Raw genomic sequence first — 17176 nt, 5'->3', positions numbered from 1 at the left:
GCCCGTGGGACAAACGGGCGCCGACTCGTCCGGCTACCGGCGATACCGAGCGGGATCTCCCATCAGGGGACGACGATGTGGAAGGCGCCGTTGACGACCTGCTTGGTGTCGGAGTTGAAGACGACCACGCGGTAGGTGTCGGCGCGGTCCCGGCACTGGCTGTGCCTGGCGGCGATGATGGTCACGACGCGGCCGTAGTCGGTGGAGGTGCCGACGGGGTTGGTCCGGGAGACGTCGGCCCTGCCGGTGCGGACGCAGTACACGCCGCGCGCGGGGCGAGTGACGGCGAGGATGTCCTTCTGGTTCCGGACGGTGCCGTCGGCGTTGATCGTTCCGCGCGTGCCCACGTCGGCCGTGTCGGTCAGGGGGGCCGCTTGGGCGGTGCCGTCGACCAGCGCGGGGACGGCCAGCGCGGCACCGGCGGCCAGGGCCGCCACACCGGCCGCCAGGGCCAGCGACGCTGTGGTGGTGGGCATGATGGCTCCTCCTCGGAACTGGTGGACTGTTCGCACGGGTAACGACCCCCGGCGCGACTCATGGTAATTGTGCGATGACTTACCGTGCAGCTAGTTGGTGCTGGCGCTGCGGAGCGAGGCAGTGACCCGGTCGGCGTAGGCCCGGGGACAGGGAACGAGGTTTCGCGGCCGCGAAGTCTCCGGAATGATCCACCCTCCCTTGCCCATGGGTGATTGGGTGTCGATAGACAAGTCGGGGTTCGGCAGCCGATGATCTTGACGGCCCCAAATCACTTCACGTTCTTTCGGCGATTCCTGTGATCAAGGTGATCCCGTGCATGGGGAGGATGCGTGCCCGAGGTGACGCCGCTCTTGCCCACCGACCTCAAGTCGATCGGCGGGTACGAGCTGCGAGGACGGCTCGGCGTCGGCGGCCAGGGGACCGTTTACCTGGGGCTGGACGAGCGGGGGCGGCGCGCCGCGATCAAACTCCTGCACCCGCATCTGATCACCCACGAAACGGCGCGCACCCGCTTTCTGGCCGAGGTCGAGATCGCCCAAAGGGTCGCCCCCTTCTGCACGGCACAGGTCCTCGACAGCGGCGTGATCAACGATCAGCCCTACATCGTCAGCGAATTCGTCGACGGCCCGTCCCTGCTGGCCTCCGTCAAGGACACCGGACCACGCGGCGACGCCGCGCTCGAACGGCTGGCGGTCAACACGATCACCGCCCTGGCGGCCATCCACAAGGGCGGCGTCGTCCACCGCGACTTCAAGCCCGGCAACGTGCTGCTCGCCCCCGACGGCCCCGTGGTCATCGACTTCGGCATCTCCCGCGCCCTGGACCTCAGCCAATCGCTCACCAGCAGCCAGGTCGTCGGGACGCCCGGCTACATGGCCCCCGAACACCTCGACGGCGAAAAGGCCGGGCCGGAGGCGGACATGTTCGCCTGGGCGGCCACGATGGTGTTCGCGGCCACCGGCCGCAGGGCCTTCTCGGGCACCAGCGTTTCCGCCGTCTCCAGTGCGGTCCTGCACAAGGAACCCGAGCTGGACGGCATGGAAGGCGTCCTGGCGGACATCGTCCGCGACTGCCTGCAAAAGGACCCCGCCAAACGCCCCACCGCCGCCGAGGTGAGCGGCCGCCTCCTCGACTCCCACACACCGCAGCCCGCACCCGACAACACCGAACCGCGCCCGACCCCCGCGCCTTCCGGAAAAAACCGCCGACGCCTGGCGATCGCGGCCGCGGTGCTGGCGGTACTGGCCCTGATCAGCGGCATCTATTTCCTGCTTCCAGGGGAGGGGAAGGGCGACACAACGCAGCATCCGCCGAAGCTTCCCGGCACCCCCTCCACATCTTCCACCCCGACCCAGACGAAAGGGCCCAGCAAAGGCCCAAGCCCGAGCCCGTCTCCGAGCGAGACCACGGGCAAGAGCGCGCTGCCGGGAAGTCAGGGGTCCAGTGCCAGCCCGAAACCGACCAAAAGCGATGATCCGCCCCGGACGCATCAGCCGACCAAGAAGGCGCCTCCTCCGAAGCCGCGAAACCTCGGTTCGCTGAGCTCGCAGGATTACAGCAACTATTGCCGGGCCCACGGCTATCCCTATTCCGCCACCTGGGGCGACCAGGCGGTCTGCTCGAAAGACCCGGAAGGCAAGAACGGGACGATAGACAGCGCGACGTCGGTGTGCCGGTGGAAGTATTCCGGCAGGCCGAACGTCCACGCGGAAGGCAGGACCTGCATCTCGGGCTCCTGACCCCGCCAGGTCCGGCGGCGATCCCTTTTGTGCGTTCCAGAACCCCATGACTTTCATGGCCAAATCCCGCAACACTGCGTGGTTAGAGAATCTCCCAACTATCTAGGTTTTTGGAAACATTGGACAGGCGCGGGAGGGGTAATTGCTTCAAGGGGCGTGCATGAGCACGCTCCAAGCCGATGGCGAGGAGGAAGCGGACATGATGAGGCTCGTGAAGCGCACGCTGGGTGCGCACCGTGGTCAGATGCCTGGTCGCTACAGGCCCTACCGGGTCCGGTAGATCCTCCGGACGGCGGTGCCGGGTCGGCGATCTGCTTCCGGCACCGCGCCACGGCGACGAAAGGACGACATGCTGCGGCGGGCATCGAACGCGGAGATCCCGGGGCCGGACGGCGGGCTGTTCGCCCGGCATCTGAAGGCGTACGAGGCCGCACCGGCCGAGTATCTGACCTGGTGCAACCGGGAGTACGGAGATGTCTTCCGTTTCGATACCGACGTGGTCGTGGTCAACGATCCCGTGCTGATCCAGCAGGTCCTCGTGCGCACCAACCGCGATGCGGTCCCCAATGCCAACCCGTTGAGGGGCGGGCGCTTTCCCGGCGCCGAGCAGACCGGGCGGTGGATGCGGGCACGGCAGGAAGCCCTGGCCGTGCTGAGGCCCGCCGCACTTCCGGCGCATCTGCCGTCGGTGAGCCGGGTCATGGAAACCGACCTGCGCGCACTCGAGGGGGAGTGGTTCGACCCCGCCGAGCAGGGCTGGCGTTTCTGCCTGAGGGCGTTCCTGTCGCTCTACGCACCGCACCCGTCGCCGCAACTGGAAGACGCGCTGATGGACTCCTTCACGGTGACCGCCGCGGCGTCCCTCGACCGCGTTCCCAACTGGTGGCCCAGCCGGGCCCGGCGCAGAATTGAGGCCGCCGACCAGCGCATCCGAGACCGCATCTCATCGATGCTGGACGGCGACGCACCGCCCGAGAACGGCGCGGCCCCTCCGACCTTGCTGCACATTCTGCGGAACGCACCCGAACCGGTACCGTCCGATGTCGCGCACGGCGCCGCGGGAATGAGCGCGCTGGGTGCCATCGGCACAATGGGCGGCGCCTGGTGCTGGCTGCTCTACTACCTGGCCGCCGTCCCCGACGCGTTCGAGCGCATCCGCGGCGAGGTCTCGGCCTCCGAGTGGGAAACCGTCTGCGTCGCTCCCGAACTGGCCCTGCCTTATACGTACTCTTTCCTGCTCGAGGTGCTGCGAGTACGTCCGCCCGCCTGGCTGCTGGGCCGCGACACCATCGCCGACATCATGTTGGGCGCGGTGCGGATTCCCGCCGGCACCGCAGTGATGTTCAGCCCCTATCTGCTCCACCACGACCCGCGCTATTGGACGGACCCCGACCGGTTCGACCCCGAGCGCTGGAACGGCGATGAGCGTCCACACGTCCCCCACGCCTACCTTCCCTTCAGCAGCGGGCCGCGAGGCTGCCTCGGCGCACAACTCGGGCTGAGCGTTCTGCTGCTCGCCGCAGCGCAACTGGCCACCGGTTACGACCTCGACGTCCCCGACTTCCAACAGATCGGCACCGAATTCGGGCCGGTCCTGCTGCCCACCGGCATGAAATGCCGGTTGACCCGCCGTCCGGCCGCCGCCTCGGGCTGAACGGCGACCTGGCGCCGCGCGCCGAGCCGAGGTCGTACCCTGGTCGGCGATGGGAACACGAGGGGTGGAGGGCGCGTACCAGGGGGCGCTTCGGGCTTTTCAGAACCCGATGCTGGACCTGCTCCACCGGACCTACGCGCCGTTCGTCGTGACGGTGCTGGCGATGATGTTCACGCCGGAGCGTCCGACGGTGGCGGTCGCGGACGCCCACGCGGAGATCGCCGACGCGCTCGACCAGTTGCGGGCGGCGGGCTACGGCGACGAGGGCGACCAGCCGCTGCCCGCCGGGAACGCCCGTGACCTGTGCCGGCAGTGGGTGCAGGCGGGCTGGCTGGTGCGGCAGGTGTCCGACGACGTCGAGGTGTACCGGCTGTCCGCGCACGGCGTCGGCGCGCTCGAGGTGGCGGGACGCGTCGGCGGGGCGCGGACCCGGGTGTCGGAGTCCCGCGTCCGGACGCTGCTGGAGGCCGTCGAACGGCTCGCGCAGGACGCCGACCCCGACGTGATGGCCCGGATGGCGCGCCTCCAGACCGAGATCGACCAGCGCCGGCGCGAGCTCGACCGGCTCGAACGCGGCGGCGCCGCCCCGACCGTCCCCGACGACCAGTTGCTGGAGGCGGCCGAGAACGTCCTGCACCTGGCCCGGGAGCTGCCCGCCGACTTCGCGCGCGTCGCCGAGTCGATCAAGGCGATGCAGCGGGACGTCGTCGCCGACCTGCGGCAGGACGTCCGGCCGACCGGGGAGGTGCTGCGCGAGTACCTGGAGCGCGGCCGCCAGATCATGGACGCGACGCCCGAGGGCCGCGCGTTCGCCGGGGCGCTGCGCCTGATCGGCGACCCTGTGCAGATCGACGACCTGTGGAACCTGCTGCGCACCGTCCTGAAGCACGGGTTCACCGACCAGATGCCCGAACCGCAGCGGCGCGAGCTCGCCGAGATCGCCCGCCGGATCGAGCAGGGCGTCAAGGAGGTGCTGACCGCGCAGCGGCAGGCGTCGCACGTCATCACGACCCAGGTGCGCAACCACGACCCGATGCGCGACCGCCAGGTGGACGAGCTGCTCCGGGACGTGATGGCCGGTTTCCACACCTGGGTCCCGGGCGCGCGCCGCGGCACGGTCGTCGACCCGCTGCGCCGCCTGCCGGTGGCAGATGTCGGGCAACTGCGGCAGACGATGAGCGACCTCTGTCCGCCCCAGCCGCCCACGCCGCTGCGCGAATGGGACGAGGTCGAGGACGTGCCGTCCGCGGACACCCGCGCCTGGGGCGGCCCGCAGTACGCCGACCTCCGCGAGCACCTGGCGGCGTTCGCGGGGGAGGAGGACGGCGTCGACGTCGCGGCGGCGTTCCGCGCGGCGGCCGAGCGGCTCCGGCGTCCGGTCGACCTGCTCGGACTGCTGGAGATCGCGCACGACCTCGGAATGTCCGACACGGCTGAGATGGTGATGGTCGACGCGGTCAGACCGGACCTGACCCGGCGGCGGTTCGCGTTCGGCGGCGTGCGGGCGGCGAACCCGGCGGGCCCGGCGGCGGGCCCGGTGGCGAGCCGTGCCGAAGATGAGAGCCAGGGAAACGACGATGAGTGAAGGGGACGGCGCGGACGACGAGTGGTCGTCCGGCGCGGAGGCGGGCTTCATCGAGCCGGTCCCGATGGAGGACGACCCGGCCGAGCTGTTCGCCGGTGACACGGGCACGCTGGACGTGGAGGTGCGCCGCGTCCTCGTCCGGCTGCTGCAACGCAGGTTCCTGCTGGCCGAGAAGAACCCGGCGCAGTGGCGCACGCTGCTGGAGAACCAGCAGATCGTCGAGTCGCGGCTGCACGACCTGTTCGTCCGGCTCGTGGTCGACCACGACCGCGGCGTCGCCTACAAGCAGCAGGTGCGCTCGGCGGAGCTGGACGTCCCGATCCTGCTGAAGGACGACCCCTACAACCGCGCCGAGACGCTGGTGCTGGTCCACCTGCGGTCGGTCTTCCAGCGGGAGCGCGGCACCGGCGAGACGTCCGCGCGGGTCGACATCGAAGAGCTGGAACAGACCGTGCTGACCTACTTCGATCCGGACGACCACAACCTCGCGCGCGGCCAGCACGAGATCCGCAACGCGGTGAAACGGCTGGCCGGCGACGGCCTGATCGCGGAGGAGTCCGCGGGCCGGTACCGGATCACGCCGCTGGTCGAGGTCGTGCTCAGCACCGAGAAGCTGACCGAGCTGAGCCGGTGGCTGCACGAGCGGAACGAGGCCGCGTCGTGAGCATGATCGACACGTTGTTCGGACTGATCCCGGCGGCGTCCCGGGGCCAGCAGTGGGTCGCGCGCGACCTGCAACTGGTCAACTGGGGCGGCTACGACGGGTACCACCGCATCCGGTTCGCCCCCGGCGCGACCCTGTTCAGCGGCGGTTCCGGGTCGGGCAAGTCCACGCTGATGGACTCCTACATCGCGTTGCTGATGCCGCACACCACGCCGTTCAACGGCGCGTCCAACGGCGGGGTGGTCGGGCGGCCCCGCGGCAAGGACCAGCGCAACATCCTCTCCTACGCGCGCGGGAAGCTCGACGAGTCCCGGACGGACGGCGAGACGCGGTCGCGGGTGCTGCGCGGCGACGGCCGCGACACCTGGTCGGCGATCGCGATGACCTGGGCCGACCGCGGCGGCGAGGTGTTCACCGCGCTCCGGGCCTGGTACGTGCCGTCGTCCGCGCGCGTCCTCGACGACGTGGTCGTGGTCCGCGCCACCCGCGACGACGACTACGACCTGCGCGTCCTGGACGGCCCGGCGGGCAGCAGGTTCGCCCGCGACGCCGTCACCGCGACGGGCCTGACCTGCTTCGGCACCGACCGCGACTTCACCGCCCGGCTGCACACCGCGCTCGGCATCGGCGCCGCCGGGGACGGGCACAAGGCGGTCGGGCTGCTCGGCCGCATCCAGGCCGGGCAGCAGATCACCACGGTCGACGCGCTGTACAAGACGATGGTGCTGGAGGAGCCGTCCACGCTCGCCACGGCGGACGAGGTCGTGCAGCAGTTCGACGAGCTGTCCGGCACCCGCGACCGCATGATCACCGCGCGGCGGCAGGTCCGGGCGCTGGCCCCGATCCGCGAGCACCGCGGCACCATCGACGAGGCCGTGACCCGGTTGCAGGTGATCGACGAGGTCGGATCGTTCACCGACCCGGCGTCGCCCGCGGCGCTGTGGCGGCACGAACGCCGGCTCGACCTGCTGCGCGCGGCCGAGGAGGACCTGACCAGGCGGCGCCGCCGGGCCGAGGAGGGCGTGCGGGAGACGACCGCGCTGATCAAGGCGACGGAGGCCCAGCGGGACGCGGTGCTCGACACCCTCCGCGCCTCCGGCGGCGACCGGCTGGACACCGCGCGGCGCGAGATCCGCGGCGTGGAGCAGCGGCTGGCCGACGTCGAACGCGCACGCCAGCGGCTCGACCGCGCGCTGGAGACCGTCGGCGCCAAGGTGTCGTCCGGCGAGGACTTCGCCGCGCTCGTCGAGACGGCGCACCGGACGCTGGCCGACGCCAACGCCAGGAAGAAGGCCCAGAACGAGTTCGCCGCGGCCGCCGCCGAGAGCACGGCCGCCGAACGCGACCTGGCCGCGCTGCGCGCCGAGCACGGCAAGGTGAAGGCCCGCCGCGGCAACATCCCCACCGACCTGCACACCGCCCGCGACCTGCTGGCCGAGGCCGCCGGGCTCACCCCGGACGACCTGCCCTTCGTCGGCGAGCTGATCGAGGTCCGCACCGAGTTCGAGCCGTGGCGGGAGGCGTTCAACCTGGCGCTCGGCGGGTTCGCCACCCGCATGCTGATCGACATCGGTCGGCTGAACGCGTTCCGTGAGGCGATCAACGCGGTGCCGATCGCGCGCCGCGTCCAGTTCGAGGGCGTCCGTACCGGAATGCGGGACGAGGTCGGGCTGAACGACAAGACGCTCCCCGGCCGCCTCGACTACCGTCCGTCGCCGTTCACGGCCTGGCTGAAAAGCGAACTCGCGCGCGGTTTCGACTTCGTCTGCGTCGAATCGCCCAAACTGCTGATGCAGCACCCCAAGGCGCTCACGATCACCGGCCAGACCTCGCAGCGCGGCCGGGGCGCGCACGGCGGCCATGGCCGCGCCAACCTGCTGGGATTCACCAACACCCGACTGCTCGCCGACCTCGACACCCGCATCGGCCATGCCCGAGAACGCCACGAGGACGCCCTCGCACAGGCCAAGAAGGCGGAGCAGAACCTCAACTCCTTCGAGGAAAGACGCGCCGCCTACCAAACGGTGACCGAACTGTCCTGGGACCAAGTGGACGTCGAATCCGTCACCGCCGAACGGGACCGCTGGAACCAGGTCATCACCGAAGTCCGCGAGGACAACCCGGAGATCGACAGGCTCCAGAAGCAGGCGGAGGATCTCAGGACACGGTTCTCCGAACTCACCGAACGCATAGGCGAGCAGAAGAGCGAGGCCAAAAAGCTCGACGGTTCCTGGGAAGCGATCGTCGACGAGGTCGACGGCGCCCAGCAGGCGCTGGACGAGGCCGCCGCGACCGGCACGAAGGTGAGCCCGGAACACCGCGAATACCTGGCGGCCCTGTTCGATGACGCCCCGGAAGGCGCCGACCCGGCGAAGGCGCTCGCCGAATTCGACGCCGCGCACCGCCGCGGCCTCGAAAAGATACGCGACGACCGGAAATCGGCCGAAGAGGCCATCAGCCGCTCCCGCAAGGCGCTGCACGACACGTTCTCGACCTTCGTCGAGCGCTGGCCGAACCCGAACCTCGGCACCGAACCCGACGCGTCCTACCGCGACTTCGACCGCCTGCTCACCGACCTGGAGACCAGCGGCCTGCACGAGCTGGAGACCGAGTGGCGCGACAGCCTGCTCAAACTCTCCGGCAACGACCTGACCAGCCTCGACAGCGAACTCGCCGCCGCCGTCCGGGAGATCCGCGACCGGATCGACCCGGTGAACCGCATCCTCGCCGAACTGCCGTTCGCCGACGACGGCCACCGGCTGCGCATCGACCCGCAGGAAAGCCATTCCGCCGTCCGCGCCCGATTCCGCAAGGAACTGCGCGACGTCCGCGGCCTCATCGACAAGGCGGCCACGGACGCCGACCGGGAGCGCGCCTACCACCGGATGGCCAAGGTCATCGACCGCATCCGCCGCACCGCCCCCGACTTCGCCGATCTGGTCGACGTGCGCAACCACGTCCGGATCAGCGCGGAGAAATGCGACCTCGCGGGCGAGCACATCGCGGTCTACGACCACATCGGCGAGAAGTCGGGCGGCGAGTCCCAGGAACTCGTCGCGTTCATCGTCGGCGCCGCCCTGCGCTACCAACTGGGCGACGCGGGCGCCGAACGTCCCCGCTACGCCCCCGTCTTCCTGGACGAGGCGCTGATCAAGGCCGACGCGCACTTCACCGGCCGCGCCATCGGCGCCTGGCGCGGGCTGGGCTTCCAACTCGTCATCGGCGCCCCCAACGACAAGCACAGCGCGATCGAGCCGCACGTGGACGCCGAATACCTGATCCTCAAGAACTCCGAGGGCCGGTCATGGGCGAAACCGATCGTCGCGGTCCCGGACGCATGACCCCTCGCCTGATCACCCCGTCCGAGGCGATCGAGTTACTCCGCCGCAAGGTCGACAAGAACTGGCCGCAAGCCATCTGCGACGGCACGACCGAATTCTCCGTCCCCCTACGCCCCAACGTCTCGTCCGGCGCCGCGGCCGTGAAGTTCGGCCGCGAGTGGACCGACTGGCACATGAGCTGGCGCGACTTCGCCGCCCGCCACGGCACCGTAGAAATCGTCCAGAGGCAACTGTCGATCCAGGGCTTGGCGGCCAGCTACCCCGCCGCACTCGTGGCAGACCTGGACACCGCCGTAACCCTGCTCCCGGCCCCACCCGTGGACGTCCCCCGAGCCCGCGCGCTCGCCTCGTCACTGCGCGCCGCCGATGCGACCCTCACCCCGTCCACCCTCCGGGCCGTCTACAACCTCGAACCCGCCGACACCGAGGTACTGCTCACCGCCCTGACCTGGCTGCGCAGCCACCCCGACGCGAGCGCCTGGACCGCACGCCAACTCCCGATCCCCGGCATGCACACCAAGTGGCTCGAAACCCACGGCACACTGCTCCACAAGCTCACGGGACGCGACGTCCGCGCCGAAGTCCGCCCCCGCCTGGCCGTCCTCCACCTGACCTACATCGACCCCGACTACCTGGCCTCCGGCCGCCGCAGGCACGACGCCTGGACCACCGGCGACACGCACGAACTCGCCTACCGGCCACGGCTCGTCCTCGTCGTCGAGAACCGCGACTGCCGACTCTGGTTCCCGCCACTGCCGGGCACGATCGTGGTCGAGGGCAACGGCAAGGCGGCCGCGTCCCTGCTCGCGGACGTCCCCTGGCTCCGCGCCGCCGACCACGTCGTCTACTGGGGCGACATGGACGCCGACGGCTACGCGATCCTCAACGCCTTCCGCGCGGCCCTTGCCGGCGGCACGCCCCCGAAGCCGGTCGCCTCGATCCTGATGGACGACACCGACCTGCACCGCTACGCCGACCAAGGCGTGAACCACGACAAGTCAGGCCACGCCCTAGGCCCGTCCGAAACGAACCTGCCGCACCTCACCGAAGCCGAGCAGACCGCCTACGCCTTCATCACCACCAAAGGCCCGCCGCCCTTCCGCCGAATAGAGCAGGAAGCCATTCCCCTGCCCCACGCCGCCGCCCGCCTCCGGGCCAACGTCCCGGAGGGTTAGACGGTGCAGTGCTTGTCGGTGTCGCGGCGGACGGTGGCGCCGGTGAACTCCTCCAGAATGGCGATGTTCGCCGGAGCGTAGTTCGCCGCGGTGATCCGGTCGGCGTCGGGGCTGCCGAGCTTGCCGGTGTAGGGCGCGGACTTCTCCAGCCAGTACGCCGTGCGCAGGAACTCGGTCAGAACGAGCTCACGCAGCTTCGGCTCACCCTTGATCTGGGCCCAGTAGTCGGGGTGCTTGTCCTTGGCCACCCGCAAGTAGAGCAGCAGGTAGCGAAGGTTGGTGGCGGCGATATCCCGGGCATTACTGGCCCCCACCCCCTTGATGTGCTCCTGGACGACGGTGACCGCGGGCAGGCCCATCAGCCCGGCGTTCAGCTCCGCCAGCACGCCCTGGAGCTTGTAGGTGCCCTGCTGGGAGTCCCGCAGGTAGATGCCGTCCATGCTGTCGCTGTACTTGTCGGTGATCAGCGGCAGGATCTCGCGGCGGGCGAAGCCGCCGTGCAGCGGCACGGTCGTCGCCTGCTGCGACGCGTTGATCCAGGCGGCGATGTGCACGTCCCACTTGGTCCGGGACGGATCGAGGTCCCACATGTGGGTCTCCTCGTGGATCGCCACCATCATCGACTCGGCGAAGCCCTCGAAGCTCCGCGTGTTCACGAACTGGGTCCAGTACTTGTCCTTCGCCTGCGCGATGGCGAGCTTCTCCCCGCTGGGCCAGCGCCGCTTGTACATCTCTTGCAGGCTCGCCATCCAGTTCCCGGCGCCGAAGCGCGCCTTGACATCACTGATGTCGGCCGTGGGAGTCGAGGGTTCCCCGTAACAGTAGGGCGCGGCCGCCCCGCTCGCCGTGGGCGAGGCCGCGGCGACAGGGCCGGGTACCAGCGACAGGGCGACGGCGGCGGTCAACAGGGTCAGGCGTCCTGTACGTTTCACGGGGACCTCACTTCGTCGGGAGGCGTGGGGCCGCGACCTGCTCCGCTGCGACGCGACCTATCTCTGATCAGGGCATGCTAATTCCCTTCGATCTTCAACACCTCGCGCGGTAACCGCGATTACCAACCGAACACCCCGCGAACCCGCAGCTCAGCCCCCCACCCCCACCGCCCGGACCTTTGGAAAACCAGTCCAACCAAAGATCGTTATTGCACACCGCCCGCCCACACGCCTTGAACGGCCATCAGTTTTCATTCCCGCCGATGACGAACAACCCCGGAGTTTCCTGATCCCTCTCCGGGGTTGCCCATCACCGCTGTCCCGCCCTAGATCACGAGCATTCCAGGGCCATGTCGTCGAGCCTGATGAATTTTCCGGCCCCCGTGTTGTTCCCGAAGATGGCCTGGACGTACACCTTGTTCACGCCGTTGAGGTTGATCCCCGGCGTGACGATGCGCTGGTAGCCGCCGCCGTTGAGCCAGGGCGCGGTCGTGCCCACCAGGCGCCAGCCATTGGGGTCCCAGACCTGGAGCTCGACCTGTGCGCCCCCGTCGACCGGGTACGCCCAGATGCTGGCCCTGCAACTCGACCGCAGCCAGCTGTCGATCGCGATGCCGTACCGCTCCGCCGCCCAGCCGTGCGCGGCCCACAGCCAGCCGTTGTTGGCGCCGTTGCGGGCCAGGCCCTGGCCGTAGTTGCCATCGGCGGCGGCCTCACCGCTGGTGAGGCGGTCCCACTTGGACCACGGGTCGCCCTCGAAGCCGTCGGAGGCGCTCGCGTACGCCTTCGCGGCGGCCTGTCCGGCCGTGGCGCCGGCACCCAGCATGGCCACGGCCAGGCCCGCCGTGATCACCGTACTCCATCGTGTGGATCGCATGTGACTTCCCCTTCCCCTGCTTCCCCGAGGTCCCTCGCCCGATCTCCGCGTGTCCGCGCGACATCGTGCTTCGAACTCTCCCCGGACAGGGAATGCGCGGGTATCCCGAATGTTTGGGATTGCGAAGGCAGGGGCTCTTGGTGTGCGTCCAGGTGTTGCTCCCGCGATGACGTATGACTATATTACGTCATACAAAGTGGGGGGAGATGGCGTTCGGTATGGGGCCATGTGCGGGGCTGATGGAGCGCTCCAATCTCGGGTACGGGTTGGTCGCGTGAGGAGGGTCGAGACTGCCACCCTTGATGATTTGGACGAGGTGTTGGGGCTGCTGAACGGGGTGGCCGACTGGTTGTTGTCCCGGGGCATCAGGCAGTGGTCCATCGGGTTCACCGCCGAGAAGATGGCGCCGATCATCGAGCGCGGCGAGTTGTACGTGGTCCGCGAGGGCGCGGCCGCGGTCGCGACCGTCACGGTCTCCGAGAACGGGGACGCGGACTTCTGGACGCCCGAGGAGCGCGCGGAACCTGCGCGCTATGTCGGCAAGTTGGCCACCGCCCGCGAATACGGGGGGCAGGGGCTGGGGGCGCTGTTGCTTCGGTGGGCGGTCGATCTGGGGGCCCGGCAGGGAGCGCGGTGGATGCGGCTCGACGCGTGGCGCACCAATTATCAGCTGCATGATTTCTACCGCAAGGCCGGTTGGGATCATCTGCGTACGGTGGAGTTGGAGCATCGTAGGTCGGGGGCGCTTTTCCAGCATCCGGCCGTATCTGATTTGGTGGCTCGGAGCGCGCTTCCCGAGCGGTAGCGGCGGGGAAGGCAAAAGGAGCTGTGCGATCGGAGATCGCACAGCTCCTTTTGTGCCCTAGGGAGCTGGCGGGTCCTCCCACGGGCCGGGGGCGCCCGTGGGAGGACGTTTTCTCATCCGGTGAGATCGCTCGTCTCGGCGTCGGAGCGGTCGACCTCCAGCGTGTCGGCGAGGAGGCCGCGGGTGTAGGGGTGCTGCGGGTCGGTGAGCACCGCCTCGACCGCGCCCGACTCGACGACGCGGCCCTTGCTGAGGACGACGACCTGGTCGCCGATGCTGCGCACGACGGCGAGGTTGTGGGTGATGAAGACCATGCTCAGCCCGTCGTCCTGGAGGGTCCGGAGCAGTTCGACGACCGACGCCTGGACGGAGACGTCCAGGCCCGAGGTGACCTCGTCGCAGATCAGCAGCGAGGGGTTGCAGGCGAGGGCGCGGGCGATGGCCACGCGCTGGCGCTGGCCGCCCGACAGTTCGGCCGGGTAGCGGTCCGCGAGCCGCCACGGGATCTCCACGCGCTCCAGGGCCTCCTGGGCCTTGGCGCGGGCGGCCTTTCCGCGTTCTCCGTAGAAATGCTTCAGCGGAACGGTCACCGCGGTCGCGACGGTCTCGCGGGGGTTCAGCGAACCGTAGGGGTTCTGGAAGACGTACTGGATCTGCTGTTTGACGGCCTTGGGCCGGTCGCGCAGCCGTCCCGGCAGCGGCTTCCCGTTCATTTCGAAAACGCCGGTCTGGCTTTCGTGCAGCCCGATCAGGCAGCGGGACATGGTCGTCTTGCCGCTGCCCGACTCGCCCACGACCGCCAGGCATTCGCCGGGACGGACGTCGAAGGAGAGGTCGAACAGCACCTGCGTCCGGTCGTAGGAGGCGTTCAGGTCCCGCACGCTGAGCACGGCGGACTTGTCGCCCTCCTTGCTCTCGACGTGGTGCAGGGGCTCCTTGACCAGGAGCTTCTGGTTCTGGAGGACGTGCTCGACGCGGACGCAGCGGGCCGAGCTGCCCGTGGGCGTGGTGAGCATCGGCGGCGCGGCCTCGCGACAGCGGTCCTCGACGAACGCGCAGCGGTCCGCGAACACGCAGCCGTCGAACTTGGCCCCCGCCGCCGGCGCCCGGCCGGGGATGGAGACCAGCGGCAGGCGCTGGCGGGTGGACGGCACCGATTCGAGCAACGCGATGGAGTAGGGGTGCGCGGCGGAGAGCAGGACCTCCTCGCGCGACCCCGTCTCCAGGATCTGCCCGGCGTACATCACGGTCACCAGGTCGCCGACGGTGCCGACGACCGCGAGGTCGTGCGAGACGAAGACGGCGGCCATGCCGTTGTCCGAGCAGAGGCCGGCGACCATCTCCAGGACCCGCGCCTGCGTGGAGACGTCCAGGCCGGTCGTGGGCTCGTCGAAGACGATCAGCTTCGGGCCCTTCGCCACGGCCATGGCGATCGCGACGCGCTGCTGCTGGCCGCCCGAGAGCTCCTGCGGGTGGCGGCGCAGGAAGGCGTCGTCGGACGGCAGCCCGACGTCCTCCAGGACCTTCCGGATCCTCGGCAGGTTCTCCTTCTTGCCGCCGATCAGCCCCTCGGTCAGCTGGGTACCGATCCGCATCGCCGGGTTGAGCGCCGTCGCGGGGTCCTGGGGCACGAAGCCGATGAGCTTCTTGCGCGCCTCGCGCAGCTCGTTCGGGCCGAGCGCCAGCAGGTCGACGCCGCCGACGACGACCTTGCCGCCCGTGATGTTCGCACCCGACTTCGCGAAGCCGAGCAGGGCGAGCCCGACCGTGCTCTTGCCCGAGCCCGACTCGCCGACCAGGCCCATGACCTGGCCGGTGTCCAGGCTGAACGACACGTTGTCGGCGATCACGCTGCCGTCGTCGAGCGTGACGGTGAGGCCGGTGACTTCGACCGCCTTCATGAACGGGTCCCTTCGGTGCGGCCGATCACACGCGCGGCGCCTTCGGCGAAGAGGTTGCCGCCGATCGTGAACAGGGCGACGCAGATGGCGGGGATGACGACGGCGAGCGGCTGGATCGCGAGGCCGTCCTTGTTCTCGCTGACCATGAGCCCCCAGTCGGAGGCGGGCGGCTGGACGCCGAAGCCGAGGAAGCTCAGCGAGGCGAGGCCGACGACCGACCACATGAGCCGGAGCCCGATCTCCACCATGAGCGGGGAGGTGACGCTCGGCAGCACCTCCCGCATGAGGATGTGGCGGGACGAGAGTCCGATCGTCCGGGCCCACATGACGTGCTCGCGCCGCATCACCGGACGCGCCGCGCCGCGCATCACGCGCGCCATCCCGGGCGTGAGGCCGATCGCCACGAGGACCACGAGGATCACCCGGCTCGGCCCGACCATGGAGATGAACAGGATCGCCATGATGATCGTCGGGAACGTCAGCATCACGTCGACGAGCCGCATCAGCAGCGCCTCGACGAACCCGCCCTTGAAGGCCGCGACCAGCCCGATCGTGGTGCCGAGCGCCACGCCGATGGCGGTGGCGGCGAAGGCCATCCAGGTCAGGTTGGCGCCGCCGCTGAGGATGCGGGAGAGGATGTCGCGGCCGAGCGAGTCGGCGCCGAGCACCAGGCCGTCGCCGGGGTCGGCGTAGGGCTTGGCGAGCACCGCGGTCGGCGAGTGCGGCGCGAAGAACGGGCCGACGAGCGCGAAGAGGATCATGACGAGCATCATGATCAGGCCGAGCCGGGTCTGCCGGGCGGTCAGGACGCGGTGGGTGAGATTCCGGGGCGGAGCCTGGTCCCCCTGCTCCTTGGGTCGCGTTCGGATCATGGCCGCACGCTCCTTCGTCTGTCAGCGGGACTTGTTCAGGGTTCCGAGTACGTCGGCGAGCTGGTTGAAGAGGAAGAACGCGGTCGCCATCAACATGATGATCGCCTGGATCATCGGCAGGTCGTGGCCGGCGACCGCGTCCACGAGCGCCGAGCCGATGCCCGGATAGGCGAACAGGTACTCGATCACGACCGAGCCCGCGATCGTGTAGGCGGCCATGATGCTCGCCGCGGGGATGCTGGGCGCGAGCGCGTTCGGCAGCGCGTGCCGGAACAGGATGCGCCGCGTCGACAGGCCCTTGATGGTGGCGAGCTGCACGTACTCGCTCTCCATGACGTCGATGAACGAGACGCGCACAAGGCGCGAGAGGTAGGTGACCCCGACGACGGTCATGACGGCGAGCGGCATGATCAGCTGCTTCGGGTGCTCCCAGGGCGCGTCGCCCGGGGGGATCAGCGACACCGGGGGGAGGACCTTGAACACGACGGTGCCGAACAGGGCGATCACGAGGCTGCCGAGCACGAAGTCCGGGGTCGCGGTCACGACGAGCGAGGCGCCGAGGTAGGACCGGTCGACGAACCGGTCGCGGAACACCGCCGCGATCAGGCCGACCAGCAGCGACAGCGGCAGGATCAGCACCATCGCGATCACGGTCAGCGTCGCGGAGTTGAAGATCCGTTCGGACAGCAGCTCGGACACGGGCTGGCCGCTGACCAGCGAGTCGCCCATGTTCCCGGTGAGGACGTTGCGCAGCCAGTCCCAGTACTGGGTGATCAGCGGCTCGTCGAGGCCCAGGTTCTGGTTCATCTGGGCGACCTGCTCGCTGGTCGCGCTGGGGCCGAGAATGATCTTCGCGACGTCGCCGGGCATCGCCTGCGTCGCCACGAAGACGATGACGGAGATGCACCACAGGGTCGCCAGGCCCATCAGCAGGCGTATGCCGAGCTGCCACGCGAGCGTGGCCTTTCGGGAACGGCGCCGGGGCGGGGCGGCCTTGACCGCGATGGCGGTCGTCGTGTCAATAGCCATTGCAACAATCCCGTTCAACGTGTCCGGTCGTCGTTTGGGTCAGGGGGAGTCCGCTTTGGACCGTCCGGGCCGAGCCGCTGGGGACCATGCGGTCCGCGCTGCCGGTGGCCGTCCGGTCCGAGCGG

13 protein-coding genes are annotated in these 17176 nt (G+C 69.6%); 7 read left to right on the top strand and 6 right to left on the bottom strand.

Translation table 11 applies throughout. The features are described from left to right. Positions 1 to 62: 62 nt before the first annotated feature. The gene (locus K2F47_RS30370; protein WP_242909246.1) at positions 63 to 476 is read right to left on the bottom strand and encodes a hypothetical protein; all 414 of its coding nucleotides are present in this window, start codon (positions 474 to 476) and stop codon (positions 63 to 65) included. A gap of 330 nt (positions 477 to 806) precedes the next feature. Between K2F47_RS30370 and K2F47_RS30365 the strand changes: the two genes are divergently transcribed. The 6 genes from K2F47_RS30365 (at position 807) to K2F47_RS30340 (ending at position 10635) form a co-directional block, all read left to right on the top strand. Beyond that, positions 807 to 2216: a serine/threonine protein kinase gene (locus K2F47_RS30365; RefSeq protein WP_242909244.1), complete on the top strand. Its 1410-nt coding sequence runs from the start codon at positions 807 to 809 to the stop codon at positions 2214 to 2216. A 349-nt stretch (positions 2217 to 2565) separates the two neighbouring features. Beyond that, the gene (locus K2F47_RS30360) at positions 2566 to 3870 is read left to right on the top strand and encodes a cytochrome P450 (RefSeq protein ID WP_242909242.1); all 1305 of its coding nucleotides are present in this window, start codon (positions 2566 to 2568) and stop codon (positions 3868 to 3870) included. A gap of 49 nt (positions 3871 to 3919) precedes the next feature. After that, positions 3920 to 5455 carry a DUF3375 domain-containing protein gene (locus tag K2F47_RS30355; protein WP_242909240.1) on the top strand — a complete coding sequence of 512 codons (1536 nt, stop codon included), beginning with the start codon at positions 3920 to 3922 and terminating at the stop codon, positions 5453 to 5455. Then, positions 5448 to 6119: a DUF4194 domain-containing protein gene (locus tag K2F47_RS30350; RefSeq protein WP_242909239.1), complete on the top strand. Its 672-nt coding sequence runs from the start codon at positions 5448 to 5450 to the stop codon at positions 6117 to 6119. Before K2F47_RS30355 ends, K2F47_RS30350 begins: the two co-directional genes overlap by 8 nt. Positions 6120 to 6121: 2 nt before the next feature. Beyond that, the gene (locus K2F47_RS30345; RefSeq protein WP_242909720.1) at positions 6122 to 9460 is read left to right on the top strand and encodes an ATP-binding protein; all 3339 of its coding nucleotides are present in this window, start codon (positions 6122 to 6124) and stop codon (positions 9458 to 9460) included. Further along, positions 9457 to 10635, top strand: a complete 1179-nt coding sequence (locus tag K2F47_RS30340; protein WP_242909238.1) for a Wadjet anti-phage system protein JetD domain-containing protein — start codon at positions 9457 to 9459, stop codon at positions 10633 to 10635. The genes K2F47_RS30345 and K2F47_RS30340 overlap by 4 nt, the downstream gene beginning before the upstream one ends. On the opposite strand, the gene K2F47_RS30335 is transcribed toward K2F47_RS30340, so the two are convergent. Together K2F47_RS30335 and K2F47_RS30330 are read right to left on the bottom strand one after the other, a co-directional pair. Then, complete coding sequence (locus K2F47_RS30335; protein WP_242909237.1) at positions 10632 to 11567, bottom strand: hypothetical protein; 936 nt, start codon at positions 11565 to 11567, stop codon at positions 10632 to 10634. The genes K2F47_RS30340 and K2F47_RS30335 overlap by 4 nt on opposite strands. Before the next feature lie 331 nt (positions 11568 to 11898). Further along, positions 11899 to 12444 (bottom strand): hypothetical protein, encoded by a 546-nt coding sequence (locus tag K2F47_RS30330; protein WP_242909236.1) that lies wholly within the window; start codon positions 12442 to 12444, stop codon positions 11899 to 11901. A 316-nt stretch (positions 12445 to 12760) separates the two neighbouring features. On the opposite strand from K2F47_RS30330, the gene K2F47_RS30325 reads away from it, so the two are divergent. After that, positions 12761 to 13249: a GNAT family N-acetyltransferase gene (locus tag K2F47_RS30325; protein ID WP_242909718.1), complete on the top strand. Its 489-nt coding sequence runs from the start codon at positions 12761 to 12763 to the stop codon at positions 13247 to 13249. Positions 13250 to 13362: 113 nt separating this feature from the next. On the opposite strand, the gene K2F47_RS30320 is transcribed toward K2F47_RS30325, so the two are convergent. The 3 genes from K2F47_RS30320 to K2F47_RS30310 are packed head-to-tail and all read right to left on the bottom strand — an operon-like array spanning position 13363 to position 17051. After that, positions 13363 to 15150 (bottom strand): ABC transporter ATP-binding protein, encoded by a 1788-nt coding sequence (locus K2F47_RS30320; RefSeq protein WP_242909235.1) that lies wholly within the window; start codon positions 15148 to 15150, stop codon positions 13363 to 13365. Further along, positions 15147 to 16022 (bottom strand): ABC transporter permease, encoded by an 876-nt coding sequence (locus tag K2F47_RS30315; protein WP_242909234.1) that lies wholly within the window; start codon positions 16020 to 16022, stop codon positions 15147 to 15149. Before K2F47_RS30315 ends, K2F47_RS30320 begins: the two co-directional genes overlap by 4 nt. A gap of 21 nt (positions 16023 to 16043) precedes the next feature. Beyond that, positions 16044 to 17051: an ABC transporter permease gene (locus K2F47_RS30310; RefSeq protein ID WP_242909233.1), complete on the bottom strand. Its 1008-nt coding sequence runs from the start codon at positions 17049 to 17051 to the stop codon at positions 16044 to 16046. Positions 17052 to 17176: the final 125 nt, after the last annotated feature.

The sequence above is a fragment of the Actinomadura terrae genome (assembly GCF_022751215.1).
GTDB lineage: Bacteria > Actinomycetota > Actinomycetes > Streptosporangiales > Streptosporangiaceae > Spirillospora > Spirillospora terrae.
This window is presented reverse-complemented; position numbering and strand designations above follow the sequence as displayed.